Annotated in this window: 24 protein-coding genes; 11 read left to right on the plus strand and 13 right to left on the minus strand. The window is 51.1% G+C overall.

What is annotated here, in order from left to right; all coding sequences use genetic code 11:
* Window positions 1–40 precede the first annotated feature (40 nt).
* Entirely contained in the window at window positions 41–505 is a 465-nt protein-coding gene (locus CSR04_RS08755; protein WP_102795882.1) for an Lrp/AsnC family transcriptional regulator, read from the minus strand.
* 135 nt (window positions 506–640) lie between these two features.
* Between CSR04_RS08755 and CSR04_RS08760 the strand changes: the two genes are divergently transcribed.
* Window positions 641–1,234, plus strand: coding sequence for an OsmC family protein (locus CSR04_RS08760; protein WP_102795883.1), 594 nt, complete (start codon window positions 641–643; stop codon window positions 1,232–1,234).
* A gap of 108 nt (window positions 1,235–1,342) precedes the next feature.
* On the opposite strand, the gene CSR04_RS08765 is transcribed toward CSR04_RS08760, so the two are convergent.
* From CSR04_RS08765 to CSR04_RS08810, 9 genes are all read right to left on the minus strand, one after another.
* The gene (locus CSR04_RS08765) at window positions 1,343–1,606 is read right to left on the minus strand and encodes a hypothetical protein (RefSeq protein WP_102795884.1); all 264 of its coding nucleotides are present in this window, start codon (window positions 1,604–1,606) and stop codon (window positions 1,343–1,345) included.
* Complete coding sequence (locus CSR04_RS08770; protein ID WP_102795885.1) at window positions 1,603–2,871, minus strand: DUF805 domain-containing protein; 1,269 nt, start codon at window positions 2,869–2,871, stop codon at window positions 1,603–1,605. Before CSR04_RS08770 ends, CSR04_RS08765 begins: the two co-directional genes overlap by 4 nt.
* Window positions 2,872–2,997: 126 nt before the next feature.
* Entirely contained in the window at window positions 2,998–3,786 is a 789-nt protein-coding gene (locus CSR04_RS08775) for a siderophore-interacting protein (RefSeq protein ID WP_102795886.1), read from the minus strand.
* Between the two features lie 378 nt (window positions 3,787–4,164).
* Entirely contained in the window at window positions 4,165–4,497 is a 333-nt protein-coding gene (locus CSR04_RS24710) for a hypothetical protein (RefSeq protein WP_146027134.1), read from the minus strand.
* A gap of 323 nt (window positions 4,498–4,820) precedes the next feature.
* Window positions 4,821–7,391, minus strand: a complete 2,571-nt coding sequence (locus CSR04_RS08790; RefSeq protein ID WP_102795889.1) for a TonB-dependent receptor — start codon at window positions 7,389–7,391, stop codon at window positions 4,821–4,823.
* A gap of 216 nt (window positions 7,392–7,607) precedes the next feature.
* A complete protein-coding gene (locus CSR04_RS08795; protein ID WP_245921485.1) occupies window positions 7,608–10,484 on the minus strand; it encodes a glycoside hydrolase family 16 protein in 2,877 nt (958 codons plus the stop codon).
* A complete protein-coding gene (locus CSR04_RS08800) occupies window positions 10,481–11,167 on the minus strand; it encodes a hypothetical protein (RefSeq protein WP_102795890.1) in 687 nt (228 codons plus the stop codon). The genes CSR04_RS08795 and CSR04_RS08800 overlap by 4 nt, the downstream gene beginning before the upstream one ends.
* A 240-nt stretch (window positions 11,168–11,407) precedes the next feature.
* Complete coding sequence (locus tag CSR04_RS08805; RefSeq protein ID WP_102795891.1) at window positions 11,408–13,093, minus strand: M20/M25/M40 family metallo-hydrolase; 1,686 nt, start codon at window positions 13,091–13,093, stop codon at window positions 11,408–11,410.
* Window positions 13,094–13,196: 103 nt separating this feature from the next.
* Complete coding sequence (locus CSR04_RS08810) at window positions 13,197–13,976, minus strand: substrate-binding periplasmic protein (protein WP_102795892.1); 780 nt, start codon at window positions 13,974–13,976, stop codon at window positions 13,197–13,199.
* A 199-nt stretch (window positions 13,977–14,175) separates the two neighbouring features.
* On the opposite strand from CSR04_RS08810, the gene CSR04_RS08815 reads away from it, so the two are divergent.
* Window positions 14,176–14,715 (plus strand): TetR/AcrR family transcriptional regulator, encoded by a 540-nt coding sequence (locus tag CSR04_RS08815; protein ID WP_102795893.1) that lies wholly within the window; start codon window positions 14,176–14,178, stop codon window positions 14,713–14,715.
* 32 nt (window positions 14,716–14,747) lie between these two features.
* Here CSR04_RS08815 and CSR04_RS08820 read toward each other — a convergent pair whose 3' ends face one another.
* The gene (locus CSR04_RS08820) at window positions 14,748–15,245 is read right to left on the minus strand and encodes a DUF8051 family protein (protein WP_102795894.1); all 498 of its coding nucleotides are present in this window, start codon (window positions 15,243–15,245) and stop codon (window positions 14,748–14,750) included.
* Window positions 15,246–15,433: 188 nt separating this feature from the next.
* On the opposite strand from CSR04_RS08820, the gene CSR04_RS08825 reads away from it, so the two are divergent.
* From CSR04_RS08825 to CSR04_RS08840, 4 genes are all read left to right on the plus strand, one after another.
* A complete protein-coding gene (locus CSR04_RS08825) occupies window positions 15,434–16,378 on the plus strand; it encodes a DUF1835 domain-containing protein (RefSeq protein WP_102795895.1) in 945 nt (314 codons plus the stop codon).
* 144 nt (window positions 16,379–16,522) lie between these two features.
* Window positions 16,523–17,173, plus strand: a complete 651-nt coding sequence (gene lepB / locus CSR04_RS08830; protein ID WP_102795896.1) for a signal peptidase I — start codon at window positions 16,523–16,525, stop codon at window positions 17,171–17,173.
* 147 nt (window positions 17,174–17,320) lie between these two features.
* Window positions 17,321–18,538 (plus strand): hypothetical protein, encoded by a 1,218-nt coding sequence (locus CSR04_RS08835; RefSeq protein WP_102795897.1) that lies wholly within the window; start codon window positions 17,321–17,323, stop codon window positions 18,536–18,538.
* Between the two features lie 274 nt (window positions 18,539–18,812).
* Window positions 18,813–20,474: a trypsin-like serine protease gene (locus CSR04_RS08840; protein ID WP_245921488.1), complete on the plus strand. Its 1,662-nt coding sequence runs from the start codon at window positions 18,813–18,815 to the stop codon at window positions 20,472–20,474.
* Window positions 20,475–20,487: 13 nt separating this feature from the next.
* Here CSR04_RS08840 and CSR04_RS08845 read toward each other — a convergent pair whose 3' ends face one another.
* Window positions 20,488–21,120 (minus strand): TetR/AcrR family transcriptional regulator, encoded by a 633-nt coding sequence (locus CSR04_RS08845; RefSeq protein ID WP_216362532.1) that lies wholly within the window; start codon window positions 21,118–21,120, stop codon window positions 20,488–20,490.
* Window positions 21,121–21,165: 45 nt separating this feature from the next.
* Here CSR04_RS08845 and CSR04_RS08850 point away from each other — a divergent pair, with 45 nt between their 5' ends.
* The 5 genes from CSR04_RS08850 to CSR04_RS08870 all read left to right on the plus strand — a co-directional run bounded on the left by CSR04_RS08850 (window position 21,166) and on the right by CSR04_RS08870 (window position 25,349).
* A complete protein-coding gene (locus tag CSR04_RS08850) occupies window positions 21,166–21,642 on the plus strand; it encodes an HPP family protein (protein WP_102795898.1) in 477 nt (158 codons plus the stop codon).
* A gap of 62 nt (window positions 21,643–21,704) precedes the next feature.
* Window positions 21,705–22,568 (plus strand): LysR family transcriptional regulator, encoded by an 864-nt coding sequence (locus CSR04_RS08855; protein WP_102795899.1) that lies wholly within the window; start codon window positions 21,705–21,707, stop codon window positions 22,566–22,568.
* Window positions 22,569–22,664: 96 nt separating this feature from the next.
* A complete protein-coding gene (locus CSR04_RS08860; RefSeq protein ID WP_216362533.1) occupies window positions 22,665–23,306 on the plus strand; it encodes a DsbA family oxidoreductase in 642 nt (213 codons plus the stop codon).
* Window positions 23,303–24,322 carry a cyclase family protein gene (locus CSR04_RS08865; RefSeq protein WP_102795900.1) on the plus strand — a complete coding sequence of 340 codons (1,020 nt, stop codon included), beginning with the start codon at window positions 23,303–23,305 and terminating at the stop codon, window positions 24,320–24,322. Before CSR04_RS08860 ends, CSR04_RS08865 begins: the two co-directional genes overlap by 4 nt.
* 112 nt (window positions 24,323–24,434) lie before the next feature.
* Complete coding sequence (locus CSR04_RS08870) at window positions 24,435–25,349, plus strand: sensor domain-containing diguanylate cyclase (RefSeq protein WP_102795901.1); 915 nt, start codon at window positions 24,435–24,437, stop codon at window positions 25,347–25,349.
* Here the strand turns inward: CSR04_RS08870 and CSR04_RS25200 are convergent.
* On the minus strand, window positions 25,315–26,112 hold the full coding sequence (locus tag CSR04_RS25200) for a hypothetical protein (RefSeq protein WP_245921491.1): 798 nt from the start codon (window positions 26,110–26,112) through the stop codon (window positions 25,315–25,317). The genes CSR04_RS08870 and CSR04_RS25200 overlap by 35 nt on opposite strands.
* Between the last annotated feature and the right edge of the window lies 1 nt (window position 26,113).

Here is a 26,113-nt window from a genome sequence, read left to right on the forward strand (position 1 = left end):
CCGTATTTTCAGAATCGCTGGCCTTCTAGGCACTGCTCTTTTATGGCAGGTTTACCGGCAAAGCGCGGCTATGTTTAACCTGCTGCAAGACAAACAAGGTCTGCGCTTCCCTGACCTCGGGAAAGGCGCGCAGGGTTTTCAGAATAAAGTGCGACAGTTCTTTATTAGTTCGTGCCACCACTTTCATCAGATGATCATAAGCACCGGATAAGGAGTAACATTCCAGGATCAGGGGGTGGGCTCGTACCGCCATTTTAAACCGGTCAAAGGCCGCTTCATTTTGCTGGTTGATACTGACCTGCACAAAGGCAGTGACGCCAAAGCCCGCTTCCTCGGCATCCACTATGGCGCCATAGCCCTTTATCACCCCAGACTCCTCCAAGCTTTTGGTGCGGCGCAGGCAAGTGGACTCAGACATATGGGTTGCTTTAGCCAGCTCCACCATCGACATACGCCCATTGGCCTGCAGTTGCGCCAGGATCTTTTTATCTTGCTCGGTCAACATAACGGATTCCTTCATAATCACATCAATAACTGCACGATACCGTCAAAAAAGTGCAAATCAAAGGCCATTTTGACGACTTCCGTCGCGTCTTTAGCCCTAAAATGTTTACCGGTTAAGAACATCAATGAGGCAAGCATGGCAGACAAATTTTTTCACGTTGGCGAGCTAAGCGACCAGCAACCGCAAACCACTCAGTATCAGATTTCGCCCTTTAGCAAAGCGCGGCATCCCGAACCCTACCGTTTCGAAGTCAACCTGGTGGCAGAAGCGGGTAAGATGCAAAGCAAAACCGGGGTGGTGTCGGTCAATATTCCCGGCTTCAGCCCGATTACATTGTATTGCGATGAGCAGCCGCCGGTTGGTGAAGATACCGCGCCACCGCCCCTGGCATTTTTTGCGGCAGGCATTGGTTTTTGCTTAATGACCCATTTAACCGATATCCTCAATGCCCGTAACATTCGGGTAGACAGCCTGAAGCTCGAACAGCGCATTGTATTTCGTACTAACCTTGGCCATATGCGCGAGCATGGCTATATGACCGAAGGTGGCTGCGATGTGGTAGAAACCCATGTGCTGATTGACAGCCCTGAGCCAGAAGAGCGGATCAAAGATCTACTGAATGAAGCAGAAAATGGTTGTATGGCCCATTATGCCCTGAGAAACCCCATTCCCTGGTCAACCCGTTTAATTTACAACGGCCATGAAGTAATCAGCCGTTCAGGGGGCTAGACAAGATCAATAGTGCCCCGAACCCCCTGCGCCTTCAGCGAGTTTGACCAGGGGCTGTTTGGCTGCCAGTTACCTTGATGCTGATTCCCGCCAGTCTATCTCACTATGCTAACGCAGCCAGTAACCGATAACCGTACCCATCAATCCAAAGCTGCCTTTTTGCAGGCTTTGGTCATCAGATAACCACAGAATGGCGAAGCATCCGGCTAAAATAATCAGTGACACCAGAATCTGCATCACAACCCGGGAATACCCCTGGGCCAAGGTTAACCTTTGTTTCAGTTCCGTATCATCGGCACCGCAGTCAACAGGCCGGCGATGGGCATCGAACACCTTAGCCGCATAATCCAACTGATGGCCAAATATCTTCATTCCCGTTCCTCATTGATAAGATACACACCTGTTACCATAACGCTGCCGCTAAGGGTTGCAATAACGACGGTTTTTTTACCCCTGGCAGCCTGCACGGCAGTAGCTATTCCTTTGTCCAACTCAGCCAGATACTCTCCCATGGAAGTGCTACAGGGTTGATTACGACAACGCATGATCTCAGCCTGATGCAATCCCGCCAAAATAGCTTCAAATTCCAGCCTGTCCACGGACACCAGACCACTGTTGCCTTCACCAACCAGTTTTTGCGAGTTACAGGATAACACCAGCACCTGCTTACGGTGGCGCATAGCTTTATTAATCAGATAAGGAAGGTTGACCATTTCTCCACTTGGCAGCAACACCCCTTTATCATTGCTGTGCCCAACCAGTATCAGCGTATCCACGGCTTCATTTTCCAACTGCCTGTTCAACGTTGCTATAGACAGTGGTCCCGAGGTCGTATCTGCCTGAAGCGGGGCTGTTTGCATTTGCCTGTCAAGTTGCTGCATCTGCTCTTGGATTAGCGCAACCTCCCTCGGACTGAGATCACTGCCGTATATTTTGCGGATCTCCTGTTCAGTTCTGGGTATCGCCATCACCAATTTAGGATGTTTGACACGTCTGGCGAAAAAAACCTGGGCCTCGGCCAAAGAACCCGTAGTTTTATAATAAATTGGCCCATGCTGATAATAGTTGCTTTCCAACTCATGGCGGGCAAACTCCAGTAACTCAAGTTGCCCTTCAGACACTGAGGGTTTAAGCAGCTTTGTTGTTTGAGGGCTGGCTAAATCAGCCCCTATGTTGCCACTGGGTAGGTTTTTGCCCACTGTAGGCGCCATATCACTGCCCAATTTTGCCAACATCAGCACTAACATTCCCAACCCCACATAAGTATGAGCGCTGATTCTTGATAAAAAACCAAATGGATTGGTCTGGGCACCGCCGCGGGTCAGACCAATAACTAACCACAGCAATAAATTAAGATAGGGAACAAGCATTAACACTAAGGTGAACAGGGTCCAGCCAATATCCCGTAGCCGTCTGACCCATGCAGAAATCATGGCCAATGTGCCAAGAATCAGTAGCATGGAGCTCCAAACAGTTAGTTCGCCCCCTTCCCGCCCACTACTGGGAATAACGGCAACCAAAATAAGGCACTGAGCCAAGACAAAATGCAGCCAGAAATATCGCCGGTTCAGCTCGCCATCAAATCTGAACAAAAATAGCAGAAAGCCTTTAACAGCCTGTTGAACTTGATTTGGCATCCATCACTTCCCTTATGCGGGAGCCCCGTATTGGTTAAGCCCGAGAAACCATCAGGAAAATTCTGCCAGAACCAGCCACCAGGTCAAATATTCATCAGTTAATGCCTGTTCACATTTTTCCCTACCTTAACCAGCCTCAAACTGCTGAGCATCTTCGCGTTTATCAATCACATGCAGATCTTCAGGCTTACCGCGGCGCCAGTAGCTGCTGATATAAATATCCTGATGCGGCACACTACGTTGATTGCGAAAATAGCCACGCAGCGCTCGCATCATGTCGAATTCGCAGGCAACCCATACCCCTACCCGCCCCGGTAACCAGGGCAGGGCCATAACCTGTTCAGACAAGGATTGCCTGGCCTCTTCTTGAAGCCAGCGAATCTCGACCCCGGCTGGAGCACTAAGTGGCTGAATATCATCGACACTTTTCACCTGAATAAGCGCATAGCCGACGGTCTGCGCCGGCAGACTCTGCAGGTAACAGGCAATGGCGGGTAACGCAGTGGCATCACCAACAAAAAATACCCAATCCGCGCCTTCCTCTAAGGCGGCATGTTTGGCCAGGTGTCCAGGGCCCGCAATACAGATAGGCTGTCCGGGTTTGGCCGTTGCCGCCCAGTTTGAACCCGGCCCGGTTTCATGGCCTTTGCCGTGCATCACCACGTCCAGGGTGAGCCTGGCGTTTAGTCTGTCCAACGCGCGAATGCTGTAGGTACGCATGGCTGGCCGCTGCTCTTGGCTGAGTTGACTGAGATCGGTTTCCCCCTGGGCATTAAACAACAGCTTGATATAACTTCCGGGGTAAACGTCGGGGAAATCAGCCAGACTCTCGTCCCCCAGCACCAATCGGCGCATATGTGGGGTCAGAAGTTGGTTAGATATCAGGGTTAACTGGCGGGGACTGGGTTTACTCATTGCATCATGTACCATTTGGAAAACAACAGGGTAAGGGTAACAGCAATTAAATGATAATAATTCCTAATTGAGATTATCGTCAGGTTTTTGTCTGTTAATCGCAGGGGATGGGCTATGTTTGTCGGAATAAATTTCGACCTACCTGGGTTGCATCGGGCTGGCTGTCGGAATCAATTCCGACCCACTAAGGGGATCGCAAGGCTAAGGGGCAAAACCGTCTGCAGCAATGCCGACAAACAGATTGGCAACAAAAACATACTGGCTTTTGAATCTAATTTAAAACTCGTTGCCTGATAAAGTAGCTAAATATCAATAAGTTGAAGTATTTTGTAATTGCATGAAAGTAAGTGGAGAGAGCCTCTCTCCACTTGAATTGCATCAGTCAACAATGATGTTGCTCACCAAATCAGTTGTGTTGTCATAACAACTAACATCGCGACCTTCGTCGTCAGTTTCAGAATATACATAGAAACGAACCGTGTCTTGGCTGGTTGCTGCACTGATTGCCGCAGACACAATCGAAGCATAGTTTGATTGAGAACTTGGTACGAAAAGCGGGTCCAGCGAGCTATTATAAAATGCGCTAATTGTTGCTCCATTCGAGTTAACACTCACGTTGCTGACAGTGCCCAAACAATATTTTGCTGCAGAAGCGGAAAATGACATTGAAGCAAGCACAACCGAAGCACATAACATTTTCACCATTTTCATTTTGACTTTCCTTAGAGTTAAATTAATTTCGCGCCTTATTGGCAGGTCAACTTTAAGGTAAATTTATGACTATTTTTTGACCACCCATTCAAAAGCAATACCGACAGGGCCCGGGTGCTCGCTTAATACTGCAGCTGTTGGTGAACTACATTGTTTATCCTGTCATTGAAGATTTGTTGACCGCAACTCAGAGTCGGACGACAGATAGCATTTAACGCATTTCAACAACTCAGTTGACTCCTCCCCCTTTGGAACAACTGTCAATTGAAACAGACTATAAAGGCCACCCGCAGGTGGCCTTTGACTATTCGGGATAACCGCTATCAGAACTTCATTTGCACACCGGCAAACAAACGTCGGCCATAGTGGTTAACAAAGTAGGGGCGGCTGTCGTCACCTACATTGGCTTCCTGTTTGCTGTCGCTGAGGTTTACCCCCTGCAGCAGCAAGGTCACATTATCGTTCAGGTTATAGCTGATATTGGCATCAAACTGGCCATAACCGTCCTGGTACCAGCGCAGATCCCCTACCACACCAGCGTAGTAGCTGCCGCGGTAGTTGTAGGAAAGTCGCACCGACAGATCATGCTTTTCATAGTAAACCGTGGCGTTATAGGTGTCTTTTGAGTTGTTGGGTAACTCCTTACCTTCCTCGTCCATATCCGCATCAGCGTAGGTATAGTTGGCCAGCACTCCAAAGCCATTGTTGAAGTCATGCTGAATATTCACCTCAATACCCTGGTTAACACCACCGTCGCTGTTGACCGGGGTTTTGAGGTTGTATTCCTGTACATTACCCTCGTCATCCGGCAGCATCTCCGGGAAGTACTGTTCGTCAATGTAAGTGCTGATGTCCTTATAGAAAAACGCCAGTGACAAAATAGACGACTTGGTAAAGTAGTATTCGGCCGACAAATCGTACTGGGTCGCACGATAAGGCTCCAGGTTTGGATTGCCCTGGAACCCAGGATTTTTGGGGTTAGACCAGGCGCTTAACCGGTACCCCCGGCGACTGGTCAACAGATCATAATCCGGACGCGACATGACCTTGGATGCAGCGAAACGCAGGATCACATCATCTTGCAACTGATAATTCAGGTTCAGGCTCGGCAGCACATCAGTGTAGTCACGGTCGACGATCACCGGTACCCAGGTCCAGGACGCAGGATCCCAGGTATATTTCATGTAAAAGTCCACCCCTTCACTGCGCTGCTCGGTACGGGCATAACGCACGCCAATATTGCCGCTTAGTTTGTCGAAGGCAAAATTTCCCTGCACATAAGCATTGGTGACTTTTTCGGTCAGATCGAAACCATACTGCATATGGTCGTATTCACGCAGTGGCTTGGTAGAGGCTGTCCACTCGTCCCAACTGGCATAGCGGAATTGGTATAAGTCTGACTGCTGGCGTCCTTCGCCCATAAAGTCGTCCATCAGCTTGCCGTCGGTAAAATCTGCCAGGGTCATGGCCCCCACATCATTAGGGTGCCATACCACCTTGTACAAACCGGAGGTTTTATTGTGGTCACGGTATTTCAAACCCACATCCACCGACTTCAGCCAGTCTGAGTCCAGCATCCAATTCAAATCGGTTTGCAGGTAGGTTTCTTTCTGGGTATTGCTGATCAGGTTTCTATGGGTGTAGAGGCCGGTGTAGCCTTGCGGGGTTAAATCATCGGGCAAATCATAGTGGATCTGGCCGCCACTGAGATCAAATCCCACCAGTGCGCTGGACTGAAACTCAACCTGATCGTCCTGAATCTCGCCTTCAGCCTTGGTTTGGCCAAGCTGCGCGGTCCAGGTAAAGTTATCGCCACGGTATTCCAGTTGCAGATCATGCACGCGGGTATCGTAACTGCCGTCGTGGCTACCGGCGCTGTACAGCACTTCTTTGGCCCAGTTTGCATCCGCTTCATTGCCAGGGACCTGACCTGACACTATGGTGTCACCTACCAGCTGCGAATTGATGATGTCGTTGACACTGCCGACCACATAGGCACCGTTAGCCACCTGCTTATTGCTGACATCGACACTGGAATACAGGTTATTAAAGGTAAGTTTCAGGGCATCGCTCGCCGCATATTCGAAGGTGGCGGTCAGGGTATTGAGGTCTTTGTCCGATTCATAACGTGAAGCGCGCACTTCCGACGGTGCATAGAGATCCTTACCGTCAATCTGGGCTGGCACAAAACCGGCGGTATTCAAACGGTCCCTGCGAATACTGTTGTCTTTGTATACCGCACCGACGTTCAAACCAAAGTTGCTGTCTTCATTCTTCCAGGAATAAAAACCCGACAGCAATGGGCTGTGCTCACCACTGCTTTGTTGGTAACCATCACGAGCCGACAGCACCAGATAATTGCTATCGGAAGACAATGGCTTGCGGGTTTTCACAATCACAGTGCCGCCAATAGAGCCTTCGTCTACCTTGGCCTGGGCTGATTTATGCACTTCCAGGGTTTCCACCACTTCGGCAGGCAGCAAGGAATAATTGAAGCCTCTGGATGGTGTCAGAATGGAGGTCGAGGCCGTGGCTGACGCCACATTCTGGCCATTTAGCAAAGTCAGGTTAAGGTGCGGCGCGGTACCACGAATACTGACTTTATCACTCTCGCCATCGGTTTTTTCCACCTGCACCCCGGTAATACGCGACATAGCATCGGCCACCGTCTGATCAGGGAACTTGCCGATATCCTCGGCAGAGATGGCATCCACTATCGTACTGGACAACCTTTTGATATTCAGGCTTTTTTGTACCGAGCCACGGAAGCCTTTGACTTCCACCACTTCCACTTCATTCTGGTCCGCCTCCTGGGCCAGGGCGGGTAAGGCCTGGCTGGCAAGCAAGGCGGCCTGTACCGCCAACAAAAGCTTATTGGGTTTACGATTTGTCATTATGTCTTTCCTGTAACGCCGCTTATGTGTTGTTAACAAAGCTACAACAAAGAATTATTTATTACAACAAATTAAGAAAACAAAGAATAAAGTATATTTCACATCATAGTATCAGGCCATTAAGAGAACGCTTCTAATACCTTGAAAAAAGAAACCGCCAGCAGAATGCTGGCGGTGTATCTGGCATGATAGCCAACAGATGAGTGCAAATGTTGCTTAGGGTCGAATCACCAGGTTATCCAATCGATAGACGGCGCCCAGTGCCCGCCCCCACTCGGGGAAGATCATCACCAGTTTAATCTGACTGAGATCCAGCCCGGCCGCGGCTAAGGCGCTGATGTCATAGCTGAAATGCTGCCATTGCCCCACCTGCGGAGCCTGACCTTCCAGGCTGTCACTTAAGGCAAACTGGGCGTAGCTACTGTTTTGCCCTTCAATTTTAATCAGGATCAGCGCCCCGGCATCCTCTGGCGCCGACACCAGTTTCAGATCAAACTCCAAGGTACCGCCAGCCACCGGGCGCAGGTCATGGGCGATATTAGCCTGCAACCCTGACACTGTGCCGGAGGGCCCATAGAAGTTTACTTCCACCACATTACCGAAACCTGGATCATTGTCCTGCACCACCGTCAGCGAGGCATTGGCGCAGCAGTCCCATAATGTCCAGCCATAGGCCGGTGTATCGGCAAACAGCACCAACTCATCTTCCACCACAATATTGCTGGGCGGCGGCTCGGGGTTATTGCTGTCATCGCCGTCGCCGGTCAGACGCACATTATCCACTTGCATCACTACCCCTTGCTGATTGCCCCAGGCCGGAAACAGCACCAGCGGCGTATCCACACGGCTGACATCCAGGCTGGAGCCGGGGTTTGTCAGTAAGTCACTGATAGCAATCTGATAGTGGGTCCACTGCCCGATAGCCGGCGCATCAATGGCAACATCGCCTGAGCTGCACGGGTGGCCGCAATCCATCTTAAGCATAAAATTGCGCACTTCACGCGGATCTGCCAGTACGTTCAAGTCGAACTCAATAAAGTCAAAGCCACTGACATCCAGGCGCAGCGGTGTGCCGCTGGTATCCACCTGAGTTTGAAAGTACACCACCGATTCATTGGTATTGAAGCTGATTTGCTTGACTTGGCCATATTGGCTGTCACTACTGGTGACCTGTTCCAGCGTCACATCGCCATTTGCCACATAGCTGGCCAGAACAAAAGGCGGATGGTCGGCTTCATCGAAGATCACTGCTTCACTGCGATTCGCCAGCGAATACTGGTAGCGAATATTATCCAGTTGCACCGACATGGCGCCGGTTGGCTCAAACACCACAGGGTTGAGGATACTGGCCAGAATGGCGTAGTTGCCTGGTGCAAAACGGTTACCTTTGGCCAAAAGCTCAGCAATATTCAGGCGCACTTCCTGCCACTGCCCAATCTCAGCTAACGGCACTGCGGTATCGCTGACAAAGGGCCAGCCGCTGTCGAGTTTCACCAGCAATTCGCTGCCGGCATCGGCCGATTGCAGTTTGACATCGAATACCAGCTCACCGTATTCCTGCCAATGAGTCAGATCCAGTCCCGGTGGATATTCGATATACAGATTGCCGACCGAACCGCTTTTATCCAGTTGCAGTACCAGATCTTTGCCCGGCTCCTGCACCTGGCTAAACTGCACGGCGCCCTCGGGGTTGTAACTGTTAAAACCCAGCCCTTCAAACAGGCCATTGGCATACAGATTAAACACCGGTCCGGCACCAAGGTTATCCACCGGATCAGGAATGTCAGGCGCAGCATGGCCTTCCACCAGTTCAGCATCTGCGGAGATGGTCTCGCAACCGGCGCCCATGGTTGGATTGACGGCGCATTCATATACCCTGACGTAATCCACCTGCATGGTTTGCGGGAACACATTAGGGTCAATGCCTTTTTCATTCACATTACCTGCCCAGGCGCCGCCTACGGCCAGATTCAATAACAAATGAAAGCGTTCATTAAAGGGTGCACTGCCAGGCGCGGTCTGCATCTGACCATTGGCATCCAGATACTGAGCATACCAGCCTGTGTCGCGCTGGGTAGCAAAATGCACATCATCCACATACCAGCGAATTTCTCCTTCCTGCCATTCCAATGCATAAGTGTGGAAATCATCGGCCGGATTCAGGCCGCCCGGCAGCTCAAAAGCTGCGCCGGAAGACACATTCCCCGGCCAGACCCGACCATAATGCAGTGTGCCATGGGTGCGATTTTCCAGCTCACCTGGCGTGGCACCGGGTTTATCCGACTGAGCTTTGAGGTTAACCGCTTCCATAATATCGATTTCACCGGAGGCCGCCCAACCGCCATACACATAATCACTGGGCAGCATCCAGATCGCTGGCCAGGTGCCTTGACCAGCAGGCAGCTTGGCGCGGATTTCAAACCGGCCATAGGTCCAGTCCCCTTTGTTCAAGGTACGCAAACGCGCCGAGGTGTAAGGCAAGGTTGCGTAGCTGTCGGTCTCACCGTTGGGACCGGCCGGGCCGGTGAAGCTTTCCTGATGGGCAACAATATTCAGCAGGCCATCCTGCACAAAAGCGTTTTTATCTCTGTTGGTGTAACACTGCTGCTCACCATTGCCGCCGCCCCAGCAGTTCTGTTCAAATCCCCACTTGTTGGTGTCAATCTGCGCACCATCAAATTCGTCCTGCCAAACCAGTTGCCAATCGGAAGGATTGTTCATCAAACTGGCGTTGAAGGTCAGGCGGCGTCTGTCCAGGGCAAATTTCAGATCCAAACTCAGGCTCTGCCCCGCTGCCAGTTCACTCTGCTCCACATCGATATAGGCAATCCCCTCGGCGCTTTCACCGCTTTGTTCCACCAGCGCCACACTGGGCTCGCTGACAAGCAGCCGAAATGGCCCGGTCAACGTCTGTTCGCTGTTATTGCTGATGGTCACCGTCACCCGGTAAACCCGGTTGACCCTGTCAAACACCGGATTAGCGCTGTGAATCTGTACCTGACTGTCTAACGCGGCCCAGTCGGCATAAGCGAGCTGACTGGCACCAAGCAGCAGTGAGGCCGCCAATACCTGGCTTAATGCATGGCGTTTCATTGGCGTGCTCCCTGGTGGTTGTTTAGCGTCCTGCCCAGTAGCAGCAAGCCTGCCAGCATCAATATCAGACTGACAGGCTCCGGCACCTGGCTGCTAACCGCTTCAAGAGACACCTGATGTACAAACAAAGAGGAACGACCAAAATCTGTCAAACCATTGCGATCAGCACCGACCAGAACCTGGAATTCCAGTGTCCAGTTGGGCTGGCTCAAAAGGCTCGCATCAATCAGCCAGGACAAACTAAAGTCTGCCGCCCCATTGATATCAGTTGGCATGATCAGACTGCCAGACAAACCAAATTGATCGAACAGTGCCCCTGAGCCGTCGCCCAGACCAATGGCGAAATAGTCGGCCACAAAGCCGTTGTCCTGGCTGGTTAGTTCACTGTCAACAGAGAAGTCCAGGCTCAGTTTCAGCAGCCCCATGCCGGTAAAATCCAGCGCCTGATACAAGGTATTGGCAAAAAACACATCGGTGTTGGCCGCATCCACATGAATACCGGCGGAACAGTTAGGGGCGCTGCCCTCAATGCTGAAATCGTTGGCGCCACCAGGGGCGCCGTCGGTATCAGTTTGCCAGCCACTTAAGTCACAGCTGGCGAAATCGCCATTGTTAATCAGCGCCGCCAGACTTTGCGGCGATGCCAGAATGCCCAGCAACATAATCAGTCGCAGCAGGTTCATAGTCAGATTCTCCCTCTACAGTTTGTGGTTGGCTGTCGATTGCATCCGCCATACCACTCGCAGAGGCTTACCTACAGCAATGAAAGCGCTTACAAACAATTAACAAAAAAATACCCGCAAAGGGTAACTAATCGGAATGTAAGCGCTTTCAAATTAATATCGCAGCAATCATATGTCAATGAATTGTTAAAAAACAATGTGCAGATTGGAAGGTACCCGCCGCTGGCGGCGGGTAGATGCTTAAATACCGTAAGCTTTGGTATCCAAAACCTGGCGCGCATCACGTTCACGCTGACGACGCTCTTTTTCGGTTTCCAGCTTAAGGCGCTGTTGTTTTAGTTGCGAAGGCGCGGCAGGAATTGGCTTACGCGGCACCCGCTCATCCGCCATGGCGGCTTCATAAAGGAAACCCGCCATAATGACAGAAGCTTGTTTAAGATCATCCTCAATCACATGATCGATGGAATCGATATGAGTGTGATGCAGTCTGGTACTGTAATCCAGCGGGTCCTGAATAAACTGGAAGCCGGGCAGCCCGACATCGTCAAAGGATTCGTGGTCGGTTCCACCGGTGGACAAGTTGGAAACAGCGCCGGTACTGAGATCTGTATAAGGGCTGAACCACTTGCTGAACAGCGGTTTGACCGCCACATTGCCTTCGGTGTAGATCCCACGGAATCGGCCGCTGCCATTATCCATATTGAAGTAAACCGACAGTTTGTCGTAATCCGGCTTGGTTTCAATCGGCCAACCCGGGCTCTTCCACAAATAACGGGGTAAGGCGCGCTCTGCTTTGTCTTTGGGTTCAGGGCGGGTGGCGAAATGCTCTTCCACATAAGCTCGTGAACCATGCAGGCCCTGCTCTTCACCTGACCATAAGGCGATACGAATGGTACGTTTGGGTTTGACATCAAGGGCCTTAAGAATACGTACCGCCTCCATGGCTACCGCTACCCCCACGCCGTTGTCCACCGCCCCATCACTGGCATGCCAGGAGTCCAGGTGCCCACCCACCATAACCACCTCTGGGTTGCTGTCGGAGCCAGGGATCTCGGCAATGGTATTGTAGGCATCGGTATGTTCATCGTGAAAACGCGCTTTGATATCCAGCGCCAGTTTAGGTGTTTCATTGCGATCCAGCATGCGCTGCAGCAAGCTGTAATCTTCCTGCTCGATAATCATGGCCGGTACAGGGAAACTTTCCCCTACCTTGTGGCTTTTGCCAAAGACCCTGACCAGTCCCCCCTGGCGGCTGGAACGATAGATGACGGCGGCAACTTTTTCTTTGGCCAGAAAGGCGTCCAACACTTTGCCAAACTGATAGCGCTGCAGACGATCATCCTTACGAATCGGCGTCATCCAGCCTTCATGGCTGGCCGGACGGCTGGGGTCAAATTCCTTCAGCTCTTCCAGTTTTTTGCTGTCATGGCGTTCGAAAATAATAGTCTTGGGCTTACCTATTGGAGGCTGTTCACCCATCAGTAAAATTTTACCTTTAAGCTTGCCCTGATATTTTTGCAGATCCGCCTCGGTGACCGCATCAAACAGCATCACCTCCCCTTCGACCTTGCCTTGGGTCCCAGGCGTCCAGGCCACCGGAATTCCATGTAATGATTCATCACGGGGGGATACCAGATTAATCAGCGCCGAGTCGTGTGACCAGCCACGGCCGAAGTCAAATGGATCAAGATAGGCATTTTCCAGCCCCCAGGTCTTCAGTTGTTGCATTGTCCAGCGGTTTGCCTGATCCATTTGCGGTGAATTGGTCAGCCTGGAGCCGATTTTGTCGGTGAGGTGTTCCAGCGTATGCATGACATGGGAGTTATAAAAACCTTCGCTGCGGATTTTATTGGCCATGTCCAGATCGGCACCGGCCTGAGCAACGCCAGCAGACAAGCATGCCAGCGGCAGTAAAAACCTTTTCATATCAGAGATCTTCCTATGATTGTTGTTATGTCTTCCTGGGCAGATTAACAAGTTGGCAACAACCATGCTATGGCTACTGCGACCAACGCAGTATCCGGCGGGATTACTGTTTATCCAAATCCACCTCCATCAATTCTTCCAGTTCCAGCTCAAAGGGGTTCATTAGACCTTCTACGCCCCATTTCATTAACTGTGCCCGCCAATTAGGATTGTCATGGCTGTCTCGAATAAAGCGGTTTATTTGTTGTAACACCTGAGCCTGCTGTGCACTGCCCAGCACATGACGGGAATAACCATCATGGGGCTCTTTGGCAACATACAGCAAGTCAACGTCCAGGCCATTTACCCGCCAGTAGTAATAGGCCGAACGCTGCATAATAAACACGTCAATGTCGTTGCTAAGCAGACGGCGATAATTTTGGTTATCCGTATCAACATCCAAACGGGTGATTTTGCCCTGCTCCACCAACTCATTAATACCTTTGTAGTAAAAACCGCGCCTGGCACCGAGCCGCAAGCCGATAAGATCGGCCGGTACGTGGTATTCCAGCGGGCTATCCGCGCGGCTAAGCAGAATGTCGGCATCCCAAAAAATCGCTTCCGAGGCTTGCATTGCGGCATCTCTGCCATGAAAAAATACCGGATTGGCCCACAGAATAAGGTAGGGTTTGCCTTGTTCTATCAACTGATTCAGTGCAGCCCGCTCGATATGCAGCAATCTCAGTTTGATCTGTTCCTGACTGAGATTAAATCTATCCACCCAGGCTCTGCTGAGATCTGAGGGCTGCTCTGGCAGATAAAAGGGCGGATCAGAATGATAGGTGTAGATGGTATGTTCGATGGCTTGTGCCATTGCCGGTATGGATAAACAGAAACTACCCATTGTCAGCACCAGCGCACGAAAGATTAAGCGCAATCCAACCTCGTTTATTCTGTGAATTAAGCCTGTGGTTAACTCAGCATAGTCACTTTATGGATAAGCCGCTGATATGCGGTAAAGATTTTATGCCTGAGCGTTATTGCTCCGAAAACACGCACAAGGTAATGTGACCGACTGGTCTGGTAACCTCCCCCTGAGACAGATGCCCAAGATAGTTGATCATCAACAAAAAAAGCAGCAAATCGCGGCGGTCGCAACCCAACTTTTTATCGATAAAGGCTATGCCGGGTGCGGTATGCGGGAAATTGCTGCCAGTTTAGGTATTTCGAAAACCCAGATGTATCACTACTTTGCCAGCAAAGAAGTTCTGTTCCAGTATTGTATTCAAGGCTTTCTGGATGCGGCCAGCGGCTATGCCCTGCAGCTAACCCCACAGCAAACACTTACGGAAAAGCTGCATATTCTGCTGGACTATTATGACCAGGCTATCCCTTTGTTTCGTCAGGAATTATATCTGGTGATGGAATACCTGCGCAGCGCCGGTAACGCTGCCCAGGACCCGCTGCTGGCGAATTATCAACACAGCTTATTGCAGACCTTTATGCACAGTCTGTGCATTAACAGCCAACAGGCTATAGCGGTGCAACAGCAGTTGATGGGCGCCATGCTGATTGCTGTTTTAGGCCAGACGCCACTGCCCAAAGCCGCACTGCACAGCAGTTTAATGCGATTGCTGGCCTGAGCATCAGCTTAGCAGGCCTGCCAGACAAAGATTCAAAACTGTAAGGTTGCTGAGGTTGCAAAATACACCACATAAGCGCCAAACAGTAACATCAGCACCAATACAACCTGCACCCAACCGGGCAAAGCCACATGACTTTGCCAGTTATCGCAGGTTTGCAAGCTGCGTACACTCAGCCACATCAGAATCAGGCCAAATAGCAACCCGGCAATCTCTAAAGTGAATAACAGGTCGGACATAGGATCCGGTGATACCGGGAAGATTTCCGCCAGATCAAGCAAAAACACCAGGGCAAAGGCCAGCCCTGCAATAGTCGTAGCCTGAAATGCCCAGCGCAACCTTTTGTGCATAAAATAAACCAGTGCCAGTGACACCATCACCAATGCGGTCAAAAACACATTAAACGACCAGGCGATCAGGGGAGGCAAATGCGAAAAATCGCGGGTTTCTACCGGCCCACCTGGCACCATCCAGGCCAGGGTAAAAATAGCAATCAGCAATGTGAGGCTGGTAATTCTTGGGTAATTCACTTTACTTCCTTATTTAGACCAACTGGACAGAATAATACCCCCACCATCCTCCCAGATCAATTTTTTAGTCCAGTCGGTCTACAACCTATTAAACTAAAAAATGCCTGAAATCTGATAAGTATTGGACTTGTCCACGCCCTCGCCGTCTCCTACTCTGAGCACCATGGAAACAACAACAGGCAACCTCAATGGACGATACGTTACATATACGCTGCGGCAGTGATATTCGGGATGGCTTACGGCAGGCAGGAATAAAGGGTGACTTTCTGGAATTCTCCGATCCCTTTTGCCAGGGTCCGGTAGTGGACAGCGAGCAGTGGCATACCCTACGCAGTGAATTTATTGCAAGGCACTATGAACTGGCGCTGCCAGAGGTTGAGGAAAAGCAGCGCCGTGCCTATCAGCAACTAGCTGAAGTGCATCAATACCCGCACCTTGTGCTGTGGTTTGAACATGACAGCTACGACCAACTGATTCTGGCCTTTATTCTGACACACCTGAAGCCATTGGCCCTTGGCGATCGCCTGGAGCTGATTTGCATCAGTGAATACCCGGGCATTGAGCGATTCTGTGGCTTGGGCCAACTTAGCCCCGAACATTTAAAACAGCTTTATCTGCAACAACGCCAAGCCGTTAGCAGTGCTCATTACGCGGATGCAGAAAATGTCTGGCATAGTTTTGTACAAGGCGATGTGGTCAGGCTAAACCATATTATCCAATCCGGCACACCCTCTATCCCAGCCATGGCCGGGGCTCTGAAACGCCAGTTGCAGGAACTGCCATGGACAGACTGCGGGCTGGGTTTAAGCGCGCAGTTAACGGTGCAGATCCTGCAGGACGGCGGTCCCCGGACCTGCGGCAAACTGTTCAGGGAAATCACCCTGGTGCGGGAGCCACTGCCACATCTTGGCGATCTGATGTACTGGGCCTTACTCAAACATCTGGCCGCTCAGGGGGTTATCGACATTGAAGCAGATGAACAAGACTGGCCGCTGCGCATGGCCAGTTTACCGTCAGTAACAAAGCCTGGTATTGCAGAAAGCTGGTGGGTGGGTCCCTTTGATATCAGCAAAGCAGATTGTCCCAGATGGAACCCGGTTACCGGACAAGTGGTTGAAGTGACAGAAGCCTAGGGGCTGTTTATCTTTCGAGTATAGATTTTGTGCAAATCCAGCTCCTACTCCACACCTTGTTACATTCATTTTGTTGGTCGGTAAGGAATTTTTGTTAAAACAACATATCGTAATACAGACCAATAACGAACAGGACTTCATCTGATGCGAAGTAAGTTAAATAAGCTGATTAAAGATAACCGGGGCCTGCTGGTATTTGTTGCCCTTATGCTGGTGTTTCGCAGCGCCGTCGCAGATTGGAACGATGTCCCGACTGGTTCAATGAAACCCACAATAGTGGAAGGTGATCGTATTCTGGTGGATAAACTGGCCTATGATCTGCGCCTGCCCTTTACCAATGTATCACTGAAGAAGCTCGGCGATCCCAGTCGTGGTGATATCATCGTTTTTGAGTCACAAAAGGCCGGTGATCGCTTGGTTAAACGCGTGGTCGGCATTCCCGGTGATGTGGTGGAAATGCGCAATAACCGCTTGTTTATCAACGGCCAGCCGCTGAACTATGCTTCTCTCAACCGCAGTGTTGAAGGTGAAGACCTGCTGGAGAACCTGTACGGTGTAGAACATGCCGTTCGAATCAAAACCGGCCATCAGCCTCTGGCAAACTTTCCACTGGTTAAAGTACCAGACAATGCTTATCTGGCCTTAGGTGATAACAGGGACAATAGTGCGGATTCCAGGGTCATCGGTTTTATTCCTCGTGACGAGATCCGTGGCCGCGCGCACCATGTGCTGTTTTCCCTGAATTATGAGAATTACTTTCTGCCGCGTAGCGAGCGTTTCTATAAAGCCATCTAAGCGCTAACGTGCAATCAGGAAGCAGACATTAGCCCGGCGTCAGCAGACTGGCGTCGGACTAATTAACACGTCTTTAAGCCATTGCATATTGTCAGCCACCTGCGCAAGCCGTTACCCTGTAGCCGGACAAATTAATAATCAAAACAAATGACTCCGTTGAATGAACAGGACCTGATGGCGCTCAGTCGCACCGGCGAGCAAATCAGACACGCCATCCGACAACTGCTGCAAGATGTGCCTGAGCAGGCTCGCACTATTACTGGCCTAAGCGAATTTATGGATATCAACCGCTCCAACAGTCAGCGCCTGCTGACGGCGGCGCATAGGGTTAAAACCGGCCATGATGTGATCTGTGCGCTGCCAGGAATAGAAGCACTGGACGAGTTTGTCACTAAGAGTAAACAGCTTGGCCTGGACAAAATAAAACTGGCCGAAGCCGGCAAGGCCATAGAACAGTTCCGCCTGGCGATTCATCGTTATGCACGCAGTCATGCCGACCTTAAACGCCGTCTCAGCACTCCTCAATCCCAGGGAAACATTGGTCAGTCACTGGGTGGCTCAGCACTGGAACTGCGCCACCAGCATTTTATTGCCAGCAAACAGTTACTGGGGGTGGCTACTGAGCAGCTGTTCTCGGTGCATATACTGTTTGAAAATCCCCACCGCCAGGCCTATTTGCAGGAACTGGCACTGGTGGCCAAACAAGGTATTCTGCGTAATCGCCATGCGCAGCCATTTATTCAGTACTATAGCCACAGTAATCCACCAGATTTTGAAGGGCCACAGCCAATCCAACTGGACAGTGAAATGCAGCCCGACCAATTTAGCGTGGGAGTTATAGAGCCTTTCTCCAGCGATGGTCTGATGCAAGCTTATTCGGGTTATTCGGCCGCGCATTCGGCGCTGGTGTTTAACGAACTGGGCGAACATCATCCCTTTGATGCCACCTTCCTGTTCAGTAATCCGGATGAGCTGGCCAATCCTTTGCATTCGGACAGCCCGTTCAGTTCCACCAGTATTTCCATTAAGCATCCCACGGCGCGCCTGCAGATGCTGGTCTTTCTGCATAAAGATATAGACCGGCAAAGCAATGTCAGCACCGGTTGCTATGCGGCCAACAGTAAAGTGCAGGAAGGCAAACTGAGCAGTGATGAACTATGGAGCGAAAAACTGCCGGACAGCCCGGAGTTACGCCTGACTTCCTATGAATCGGTGATGCAGCAACTGCAACATCGACAGCAGATGATGCTGGATTTTCTGTTCCATCACGCCAATCTGGTGCCGGAGCAGTTTTCCTGCTACTTGCTGGGTATCCAATACCCGATCTGGTCTTCAACCTACCGTATTTATTTCGCCCACCGTTAAATACCGGTCATGCTTCAGTACAGCCTCTCTATCCATCGGTAGGGAGACTGTACAGTGGCAGAAAATCATTACAATCATCTCCCGCCCACATTAAGCATCAAAAAATATCCATTACAAAACAATTAGTTAACAAACTCACTCAAGTATTAAAAAGTTTTCCTGCTCAGGACTTGCACAAAAAACATTCACAGATAGTATCTCAGATACACTTTGTTACCAAGATGTTAACGGGAGACGTCAAAGTGTTTTAACTACAACACAAAAGGAACAGGAAATGTATCAGAGACAATCGTTACGTCATCGCCTGCTGATGGGGGGACTCACCCTGGCAACCGGCTTATCCAGCCTGGCACTGCATGCACAAACTACCGATGATGTTACACCACAGGTGGTGGGTGGCAGTGAAACCCAACCTTATTCCCGCCCCTATCAGGTGGCGTTGCTGATGAATGGCCAGCAAGGCTGTGGCGGCACCCTGATCAGCCCCAATTGGGTGCTGACCGCCGCGCACTGCCTGGACAGCGCGTCCACCGGCAATCTTACCGTCAGGGTCGGCGCGCACAGACGCAGCGGTGGCGACGGCCAGGTTATCCGGGTCAGTCAAATCATTAAGCACGAATACTGGCAAGGTGCCAATGGCATACGTTCCGGCTACGATATTGCCGTATTGCGCCTGGCCAGCGCAGCCTCACAGCAGCCCGCTTTGCTGCCGACAAAAGCCTTCGAACAACAGTACGCCGATGTGGGGGATTATCCGGTAGTATCCGGCTGGGGCCTGACTTACAACCGCGGCACACCCAGCGAGGTGTTGAGGGAAGCGCCTTTGCCGGTTATTTCCAACAATCAGTGCAGCAGCCAACTGAATTTTAATATTCCCGGCTCGGTGATTTGTGGTGGTGGTGAAGGCGGACGTTCCGCTTGTAATGGTGACAGCGGCGGCCCTTATGCAGTCAGCGCCAATGGCCGTTTTTACAGCATTGGTACAGTAAGCTGGGGAATCAATTGCCAGGGTGCTACGGCATTTACCCGCACCACCAGTTATCTGGACTGGATTGAGGGTAAAACAGGGGTGAGACCTGGTGATCCGGATCCAAATCCAGCGCCAGTAGCCAGCTTCAGTGCTACCGTGACAGGCAATACCGCAGATTTTACTAATACTTCGACAGATGACAGTGGCATTGCTTCTTCCAGTTGGAACTTTGGTGACGGCAGTACATCCAGTCAAACCAACCCCAGCCATACCTACAGCAACAGCGGGACCTACACTGTCACTTTGCAGGTGACAGATACGGGCGGAAAAACCGATACCGCCAGCCGCGCAGTAGTGATTGGTGACGTTAATCCCCCCGGATGTGATGGTCTGCCCACCTGGAGTGTCAGCCAAAGCTATGCACTGGGCGATAAGGTCGCGCATAAAGGTGCCAAGTATCAGGCCATCTGGTGGTCAACTGGTGCTGCCCCGGATGTCTATACCAATGTTTGGCGTAACGACGGACCATGCAGCGGTGGTGGCAATCAGGCCCCTGTGGCGCAGTTCAGTGCCAGCGCAAATGGCCTGACGGTCAGCTTTACCGACCAATCCAGCGACGATAATGCCGTGGTCAGCTATGCATGGGAATTTGGTGATGGTACCACATCCAGCTTGCAAAGCCCTGTCCATGCTTATGCTGCAGCAGGCACTTACCAAGTCAGGTTGTCGGTCAGTGATGCGCAAGGGCTTAGCCACAGTACCAGCAAAACCATTACTGTATCAGATGGAAACAACTCTGGTTGCAGCGGTATTCCAGCCTGGCAGGCCAGCGCTGTTTATCTGACCGGCGATACAGTTTCCCATCAGGGTAGAAAATACCAGGCCAAGTGGTGGACTCAGGGCGACAATCCAGCACAAAACGCCGGTCAATGGCAGGTATGGCGTGACTTAGGCAGCTGTCAGTAACGATTTGCGGATATCAATTGATATCCGCACCTTTCACAATCTCCATGGCCAGGGATTTGGCCAGTTTTGCCGCCTCCAGTTCACCACAAACATAGGCCTGCACAATGGCGCCTTCTTTCAGCAGGCATAATCTGGCCGCCACTGCGCTGGCTTGCTGATAGGACATGCCATCCTGCTGCAACAACTCAGATAGCAACGCCTGAATATCCGCCTTATGCCTGGCACAATGACGATGCACCGGATGTGTTACATCGCCAAACTCTGCACAGCAGTTGATAAAAAAGCAGCCCGCAAAGGGTTGTAACACCGCCACCCTGTCGTTAAACCAGTCATCCAGGGCATCAAACAATGCCAGGCTTGCAATACGCCCGCTTCCCGCCTGACGCAATCGACTCGCCAACCAGTCACGGAAAACGCTGTCCCGGTATTCCAGCACGGCCAATAGCAGGTCTTCTTTAGTAGCGAAGTGGTGATACAAGGTTTTTTTAGCGATACCGCTTGTATCCAGAATCAGGTTAATCCCCACGGCATGAATACCCTGCTGATAAAACAACGTAAACGCGGTGCTGATCAACTGTTGACGCTTGTCCATTAGTTCGGCCTTTGCATTGAGAACCGGGATGATATTGACAGAGGTAGACAACATTGTCTACCATCCAGAGTAGACCGATTTGTCTACTCAAGGAACTCTATGAACTCTGCAAAACATATTGTGACCCATCCGGCCCTGGTCGCCGGCCTTGGCGCAACACTCTGTACACTGCTGTTAACGCATCTGGATAGCTGGCAACAACATATCTGGTTAATGGCACCATTTGGCGCCACTATGGTGATTCTGTTTGGCCTGCCCAGCAGTCCACTGGCACAACCGAAAAACATTATTTTCGGTCACTTACTGACGACCTTTATCGGCCTTGGCGTTATGCAGGCTATGGGGGTAACGCCGCTGTCTATCAGCCTGGCCATGGGGCTAGCCATCGCGCTGATGCTGCTAACCCGCACCACTCATCCACCGGCCGGTGCCAACCCTTTGGTAGTGATGCTGAGCGGTCAGGATTGGCTGTTTTTACTCACGCCAGTACTTTGTGGTGCCTTGCTGATTACAGCCTGCGGCTGGTGCTATCATAAGTTTATCAGCCGTCAGCCGTACCCGCTGCCACAGGGATAACACTTGGCCTGTCATGCAAATCCCGGTATAACCCGTGCCCAAGCAAGTATCAGGAAGCGTTTATGAGCAAAGTCAGTCTGGAACAATGGAAGATGTTTGTAGCAGTGGTGGAGGCCGGTGGTTTTGCCCAGGCAGGCGAGATGTTGTTTAAAACCCAGCCCACTATCAGTCATGGCATTCACAAGATAGAGCAGTTGCTGGGTAAAGATCTGTTCAACATTCAGGGCCGTAAGGCGATACTGACGCCCTTTGGCCAGAGCTTGCTGCCACAAGCCAAGTTATTGGTAAGTCAGGCGCAGCATCTGGAAGATCAGGCCATCAGTTTCAATCAGCCAGCCAGGCAATTACGTCTGGCGGTGGATGTATTACTGCCACCGACTTACTGGCATGCGGCGTTGCAACAGGTGCTGCGCGCCTACCCACAAACCAATTTCAAAGTGCAGCAAAGCAGTTTGTCCAGAGCCGCAGAATTGCTGGAGGACGGCCATGTGGATCTGGCGATCGGCAGTCGTTTGCCAGCGCAGATAATCAGCTATCCACTTACCTCAGTGCAGCTATGGGCGGTAGTCAGCAACGAGCATAAACTGGCCACAAGCAAAGATCTTAAGCTTGATGATCTGACCTGCCATCGCCAGATAGTGATATCTGATATGGGGCTGAGGCAAAACACTAACTCCGGCTGGCTGGGCAGCACCCAACGCTTGTCGGTTTATGATGCTCAGGCCGCACTGGCGGCGGTTAGCTCGGGACTGGGTTATGCCTGGCTGCCAGACTGGCTGATCAGCCTTCCACTTAAAAACGGCGAGCTTAGCAAACTTTCGTTACAGGATGGCGGATGTCGCCAGGTTGCCCTGCAACTGGGTTACTACCCCACATACCAGGATGATCCTGTGTTGCAGACCCTGCGGGATGCCTTGCTGAATTGATAGAAATCTTCTATCAAATTCCCTGAAAAGCCTCATTATTCATCTTATGGGCCATTGATTACTCTGTTCACACTGATTAACCAACAGAGTAATACAATGATTCGCGTAGAGTTTTTCCATGATGCCGTATGCGGCTGGTGTTATTTACAGTCACCCAGGCTAAAAGTGGTTGCACAGGAGCTGGGCCTAGAAGTGATCCACCGGGCCTTTGTGTTGCAACGTAATGAGCAGGAAATGGTGGCCCGCTTCGGCTCGATGCAAGGGGCTAAAGAAGAAATCCTGCGTCACTGGCAAGCTTGTCAGCGCCAGGCCGAGCAGCCTGAGCGTTTTAATATCGAAGGCATGCGCGCTCAACCATTTAACTACCCCAGTGGCTATCAGGCGGCGCTGGCAGCCAAAAGTGCCGAAAAATTACAAGGTCAGCAAGGCCACTGGGTGTTGTTTGACGCTATTCAAACCGCGCATTTACGTGACAACCGTAATATCGGCGACCAGCCTACCTTATTGGATATTGCGGCAGAGCAAGGCTTTGACGCCGGTGAAATTGCCAGACTGATGCAAAGCCAGGATGTCATCAAAGCAGTAGAACTGGATAACGCCAGAGCCAGGCATTTACAGGTTCGCTCGATTCCCAGCCTGTATATCAATGATTCCACCCTGATTTCCAGCACCCTCACGCAAGGCCAGATGCGCAGCCTGCTGAATCAGGAAATAACGCAATTGGAGGCCACCGTATGAACAACCCTGTAGCGAAATCCGTTGCCGTACTGGTTAGCCTGTTATTGCAAGTGACACCATCAATGGCGCATCAAACCGCGGCGCAACAGGTCTCATCTGATGCCAAGGTCGGCACCAGCCCCTGGGGCAAAGACGACGAGCTGGGCAGACTGAATCTGAACACCGCGGTGCAGCGCAATCTATTGCTGTCCCGAGCAGACTGGAATGAAGTGTATGACCTGTCAGTAGAATATTTTGTCGGTATGCCAAGTTGGCAGGCGGCGGGCGATCCGACCTACCAAATCTGGATGACCCATACCCCAAGAGGTGCTGTGGTCGACAATGTTCTGGGCCAGGGAGACGCAGTGAATAAGCATGTAAGCTATTCCGGCAGCGCGATTTCCATGTATACCCATATGGGTACCCATATCGATGCACTCAGCCATTTTGGTCTGAATGGTGAAATCTATAACGGCTTTCATGCCGACAAGCACTTGGGAGATAAGGGCTGGCAACGTAGCGGTGCCGAGACCATCCCACCTATTATTGCCAGAGGCGTATTGCTGGATATTGCCGCCAGCAAGGGATTAACGCAACTGGCCGACAACTACAGGATCAGCGCCGAAGATATCCAGGCTGCTTTGCAAACACAGCAGATGACACTGCAAAAAGGCGATGTGGTGCTAATCCGTACCGGCCGTATGCAGGATTATGAAAATGCCGCAGCCTATATGCAAAATGCCCCTGGACTGGGTATGCAGGCAGCACGATATCTGGCAGAACAGGGCCAGGCTATGCTGGTTGGTGCGGATAACCTGAGCTTTGAATCCTTCCCTTCTGAAGTAACAGGTAACTATGTGCCCGTGCATACCTACCTGTTAGCCCAGCAAGGCGTGCCCATTATGGAATTGGTCAACCTTGAATCCCTGGCCAGAGATAAGGTTTATGAGTTTGTGTTTATCGCCGCGTCACTGAAGCTGCGTGGTGCAGATGCCGCCCCCATCAGGCCCATTGCAATCCCTTTGCAGCGCGAATAGGAGTAAAAGGAGCGCACTGTTTGGAATTTTTCCACTCGAGCGATAGATCCAGGTCAAAAAAACAGCACAAGGATTGAATACAATACCCCCGAATGACTTTCGGGGAGTTGTAATGTTTAATCCTTCGTTGCCACTGCAAGACCTGCTTAATGCTATGCCGGACGCCACGCTGGTGGTGGATTCGGAAGGGCAAATTTTAATCTGCAACCACCTGTTGGAGGAATTATTCGGCTACCCGCCCCGCTACCTTGAGGGCGAAATGGTCAGCCGTCTGATTCCGCAGGAGCAGCGTTCGGCTCATCATCAACATATTCAACAGTATATGCAGACACCGCAACGCCGCATGATGGGTGCGGTTATGACGTTATATGGACAAAAAAGTCAGGGTGACACCTTTCCTGTCGACATTATGCTCAGCCCGCTGGTGCTGGACGACAAAAAACTGGTGATTTGTACCGTCCGCGATATGACAGATATTAAGCAAATGCAGGATGCTCTGACCGAAGGGCTGAAACGGGAACGGCAACTGGCCCGCATTGATGCGCTGACCGGCTGTGCCAATCGCCGGGCTTTTATGGAGCTGGCTGAGTATGAATTAGAACGATGCAGCCGCTATCAACGCCCTTTTAGTCTGGCCTATCTGGATCTGGATAACTTTAAGCAGGTGAATGATCTGCATGGCCATCTGGCCGGTGATAATCTTCTTCAGAACATTGCCCGGAGGCTGCAAAGCTGTCTGCGCAGCAGTGATACTGTGGCTCGTATCGGGGGTGATGAATTTGTTCTGCTGCTACCGGAAACACCACAAAACGTTGCTAAATTTATGTTAGACCGCCTGCACCATCAGTTGCTGGAGGAAATGGCCAAACAGCACTGCCCGGTGACCTTCAGCATTGGGGTTTTGTCTTGTACACAAGCACCAGAGCATATTGATCATTTGCTGAAAATGGTAGATGAACTCATGTACAGCATTAAACAAAAGGGTAAAAACGCTATTCGTTACTGCCACTTTCCAGCCATTCTCTGAATATATCCCTGGCCGGTGCCTGCTCAAATCGCTGTAAAAGCGGCACAAACACCGGCTTTTCCAACATGGCATCCAGTGCTGTTACTAACTGCTGGATATCTTCTGACTCGTTTCGACAGCAAGACTGATATTCGCTGATAAGTTGACTGAGTCCTTTGCCATAATCCTGCCTTAACTGACGGTCAGCCAACACAAAAAACCAGGCTCCTCCCCAGTACGCCGCCGCATATTGGCGATTTTTCATTAAGCGTCTGGCCACACTGGCGGCACTATATTGGCTGTTATACCAGCGTGCCTGGGGTTTGATTTTGCTTCGATAGGCATCTTCCAAGCTGCCTTCAAGCACCCCGGCATCAGCCATTAACTGATACTGCATAAAGCTGGCAAAGCCTTCGGCAAACCAACTGTTCCAACTGCCAAGATAAGGAATCGCCAGGTGGCTGAGTTCATGATAGGCGGTCCAGTCATTGACGAAGCGTTGCAAGGGAAAGCGGGTATCCACATAAAAATGCACACTTTGCTGCTCCTGCCGCCAGGTATTGGCCCAGGGCACCGGCTGATTGGCCTTGCGCGGGTGCAGATGCAATGCCATGGTAAAAGGATACTCACCAAGGGCAGTTTGACTGGCCTTAACCGCTTTGTCTAACCAGGCCTTCAGCTTACTTTGCTGCTCTGCGTCAAACTGTGCCAGCCCGCGAATCTGGTATGCCTCACGAGCCTGCAAAGGTAACGACAAAAGCAGTAAAAACAGCAAAATACGCATC

Origin of the sequence: Bowmanella denitrificans, assembly GCF_002887595.1 — a bacterium.
Taxonomy (GTDB): Bacteria; Pseudomonadota; Gammaproteobacteria; order Enterobacterales; family Alteromonadaceae; genus Bowmanella; species Bowmanella denitrificans.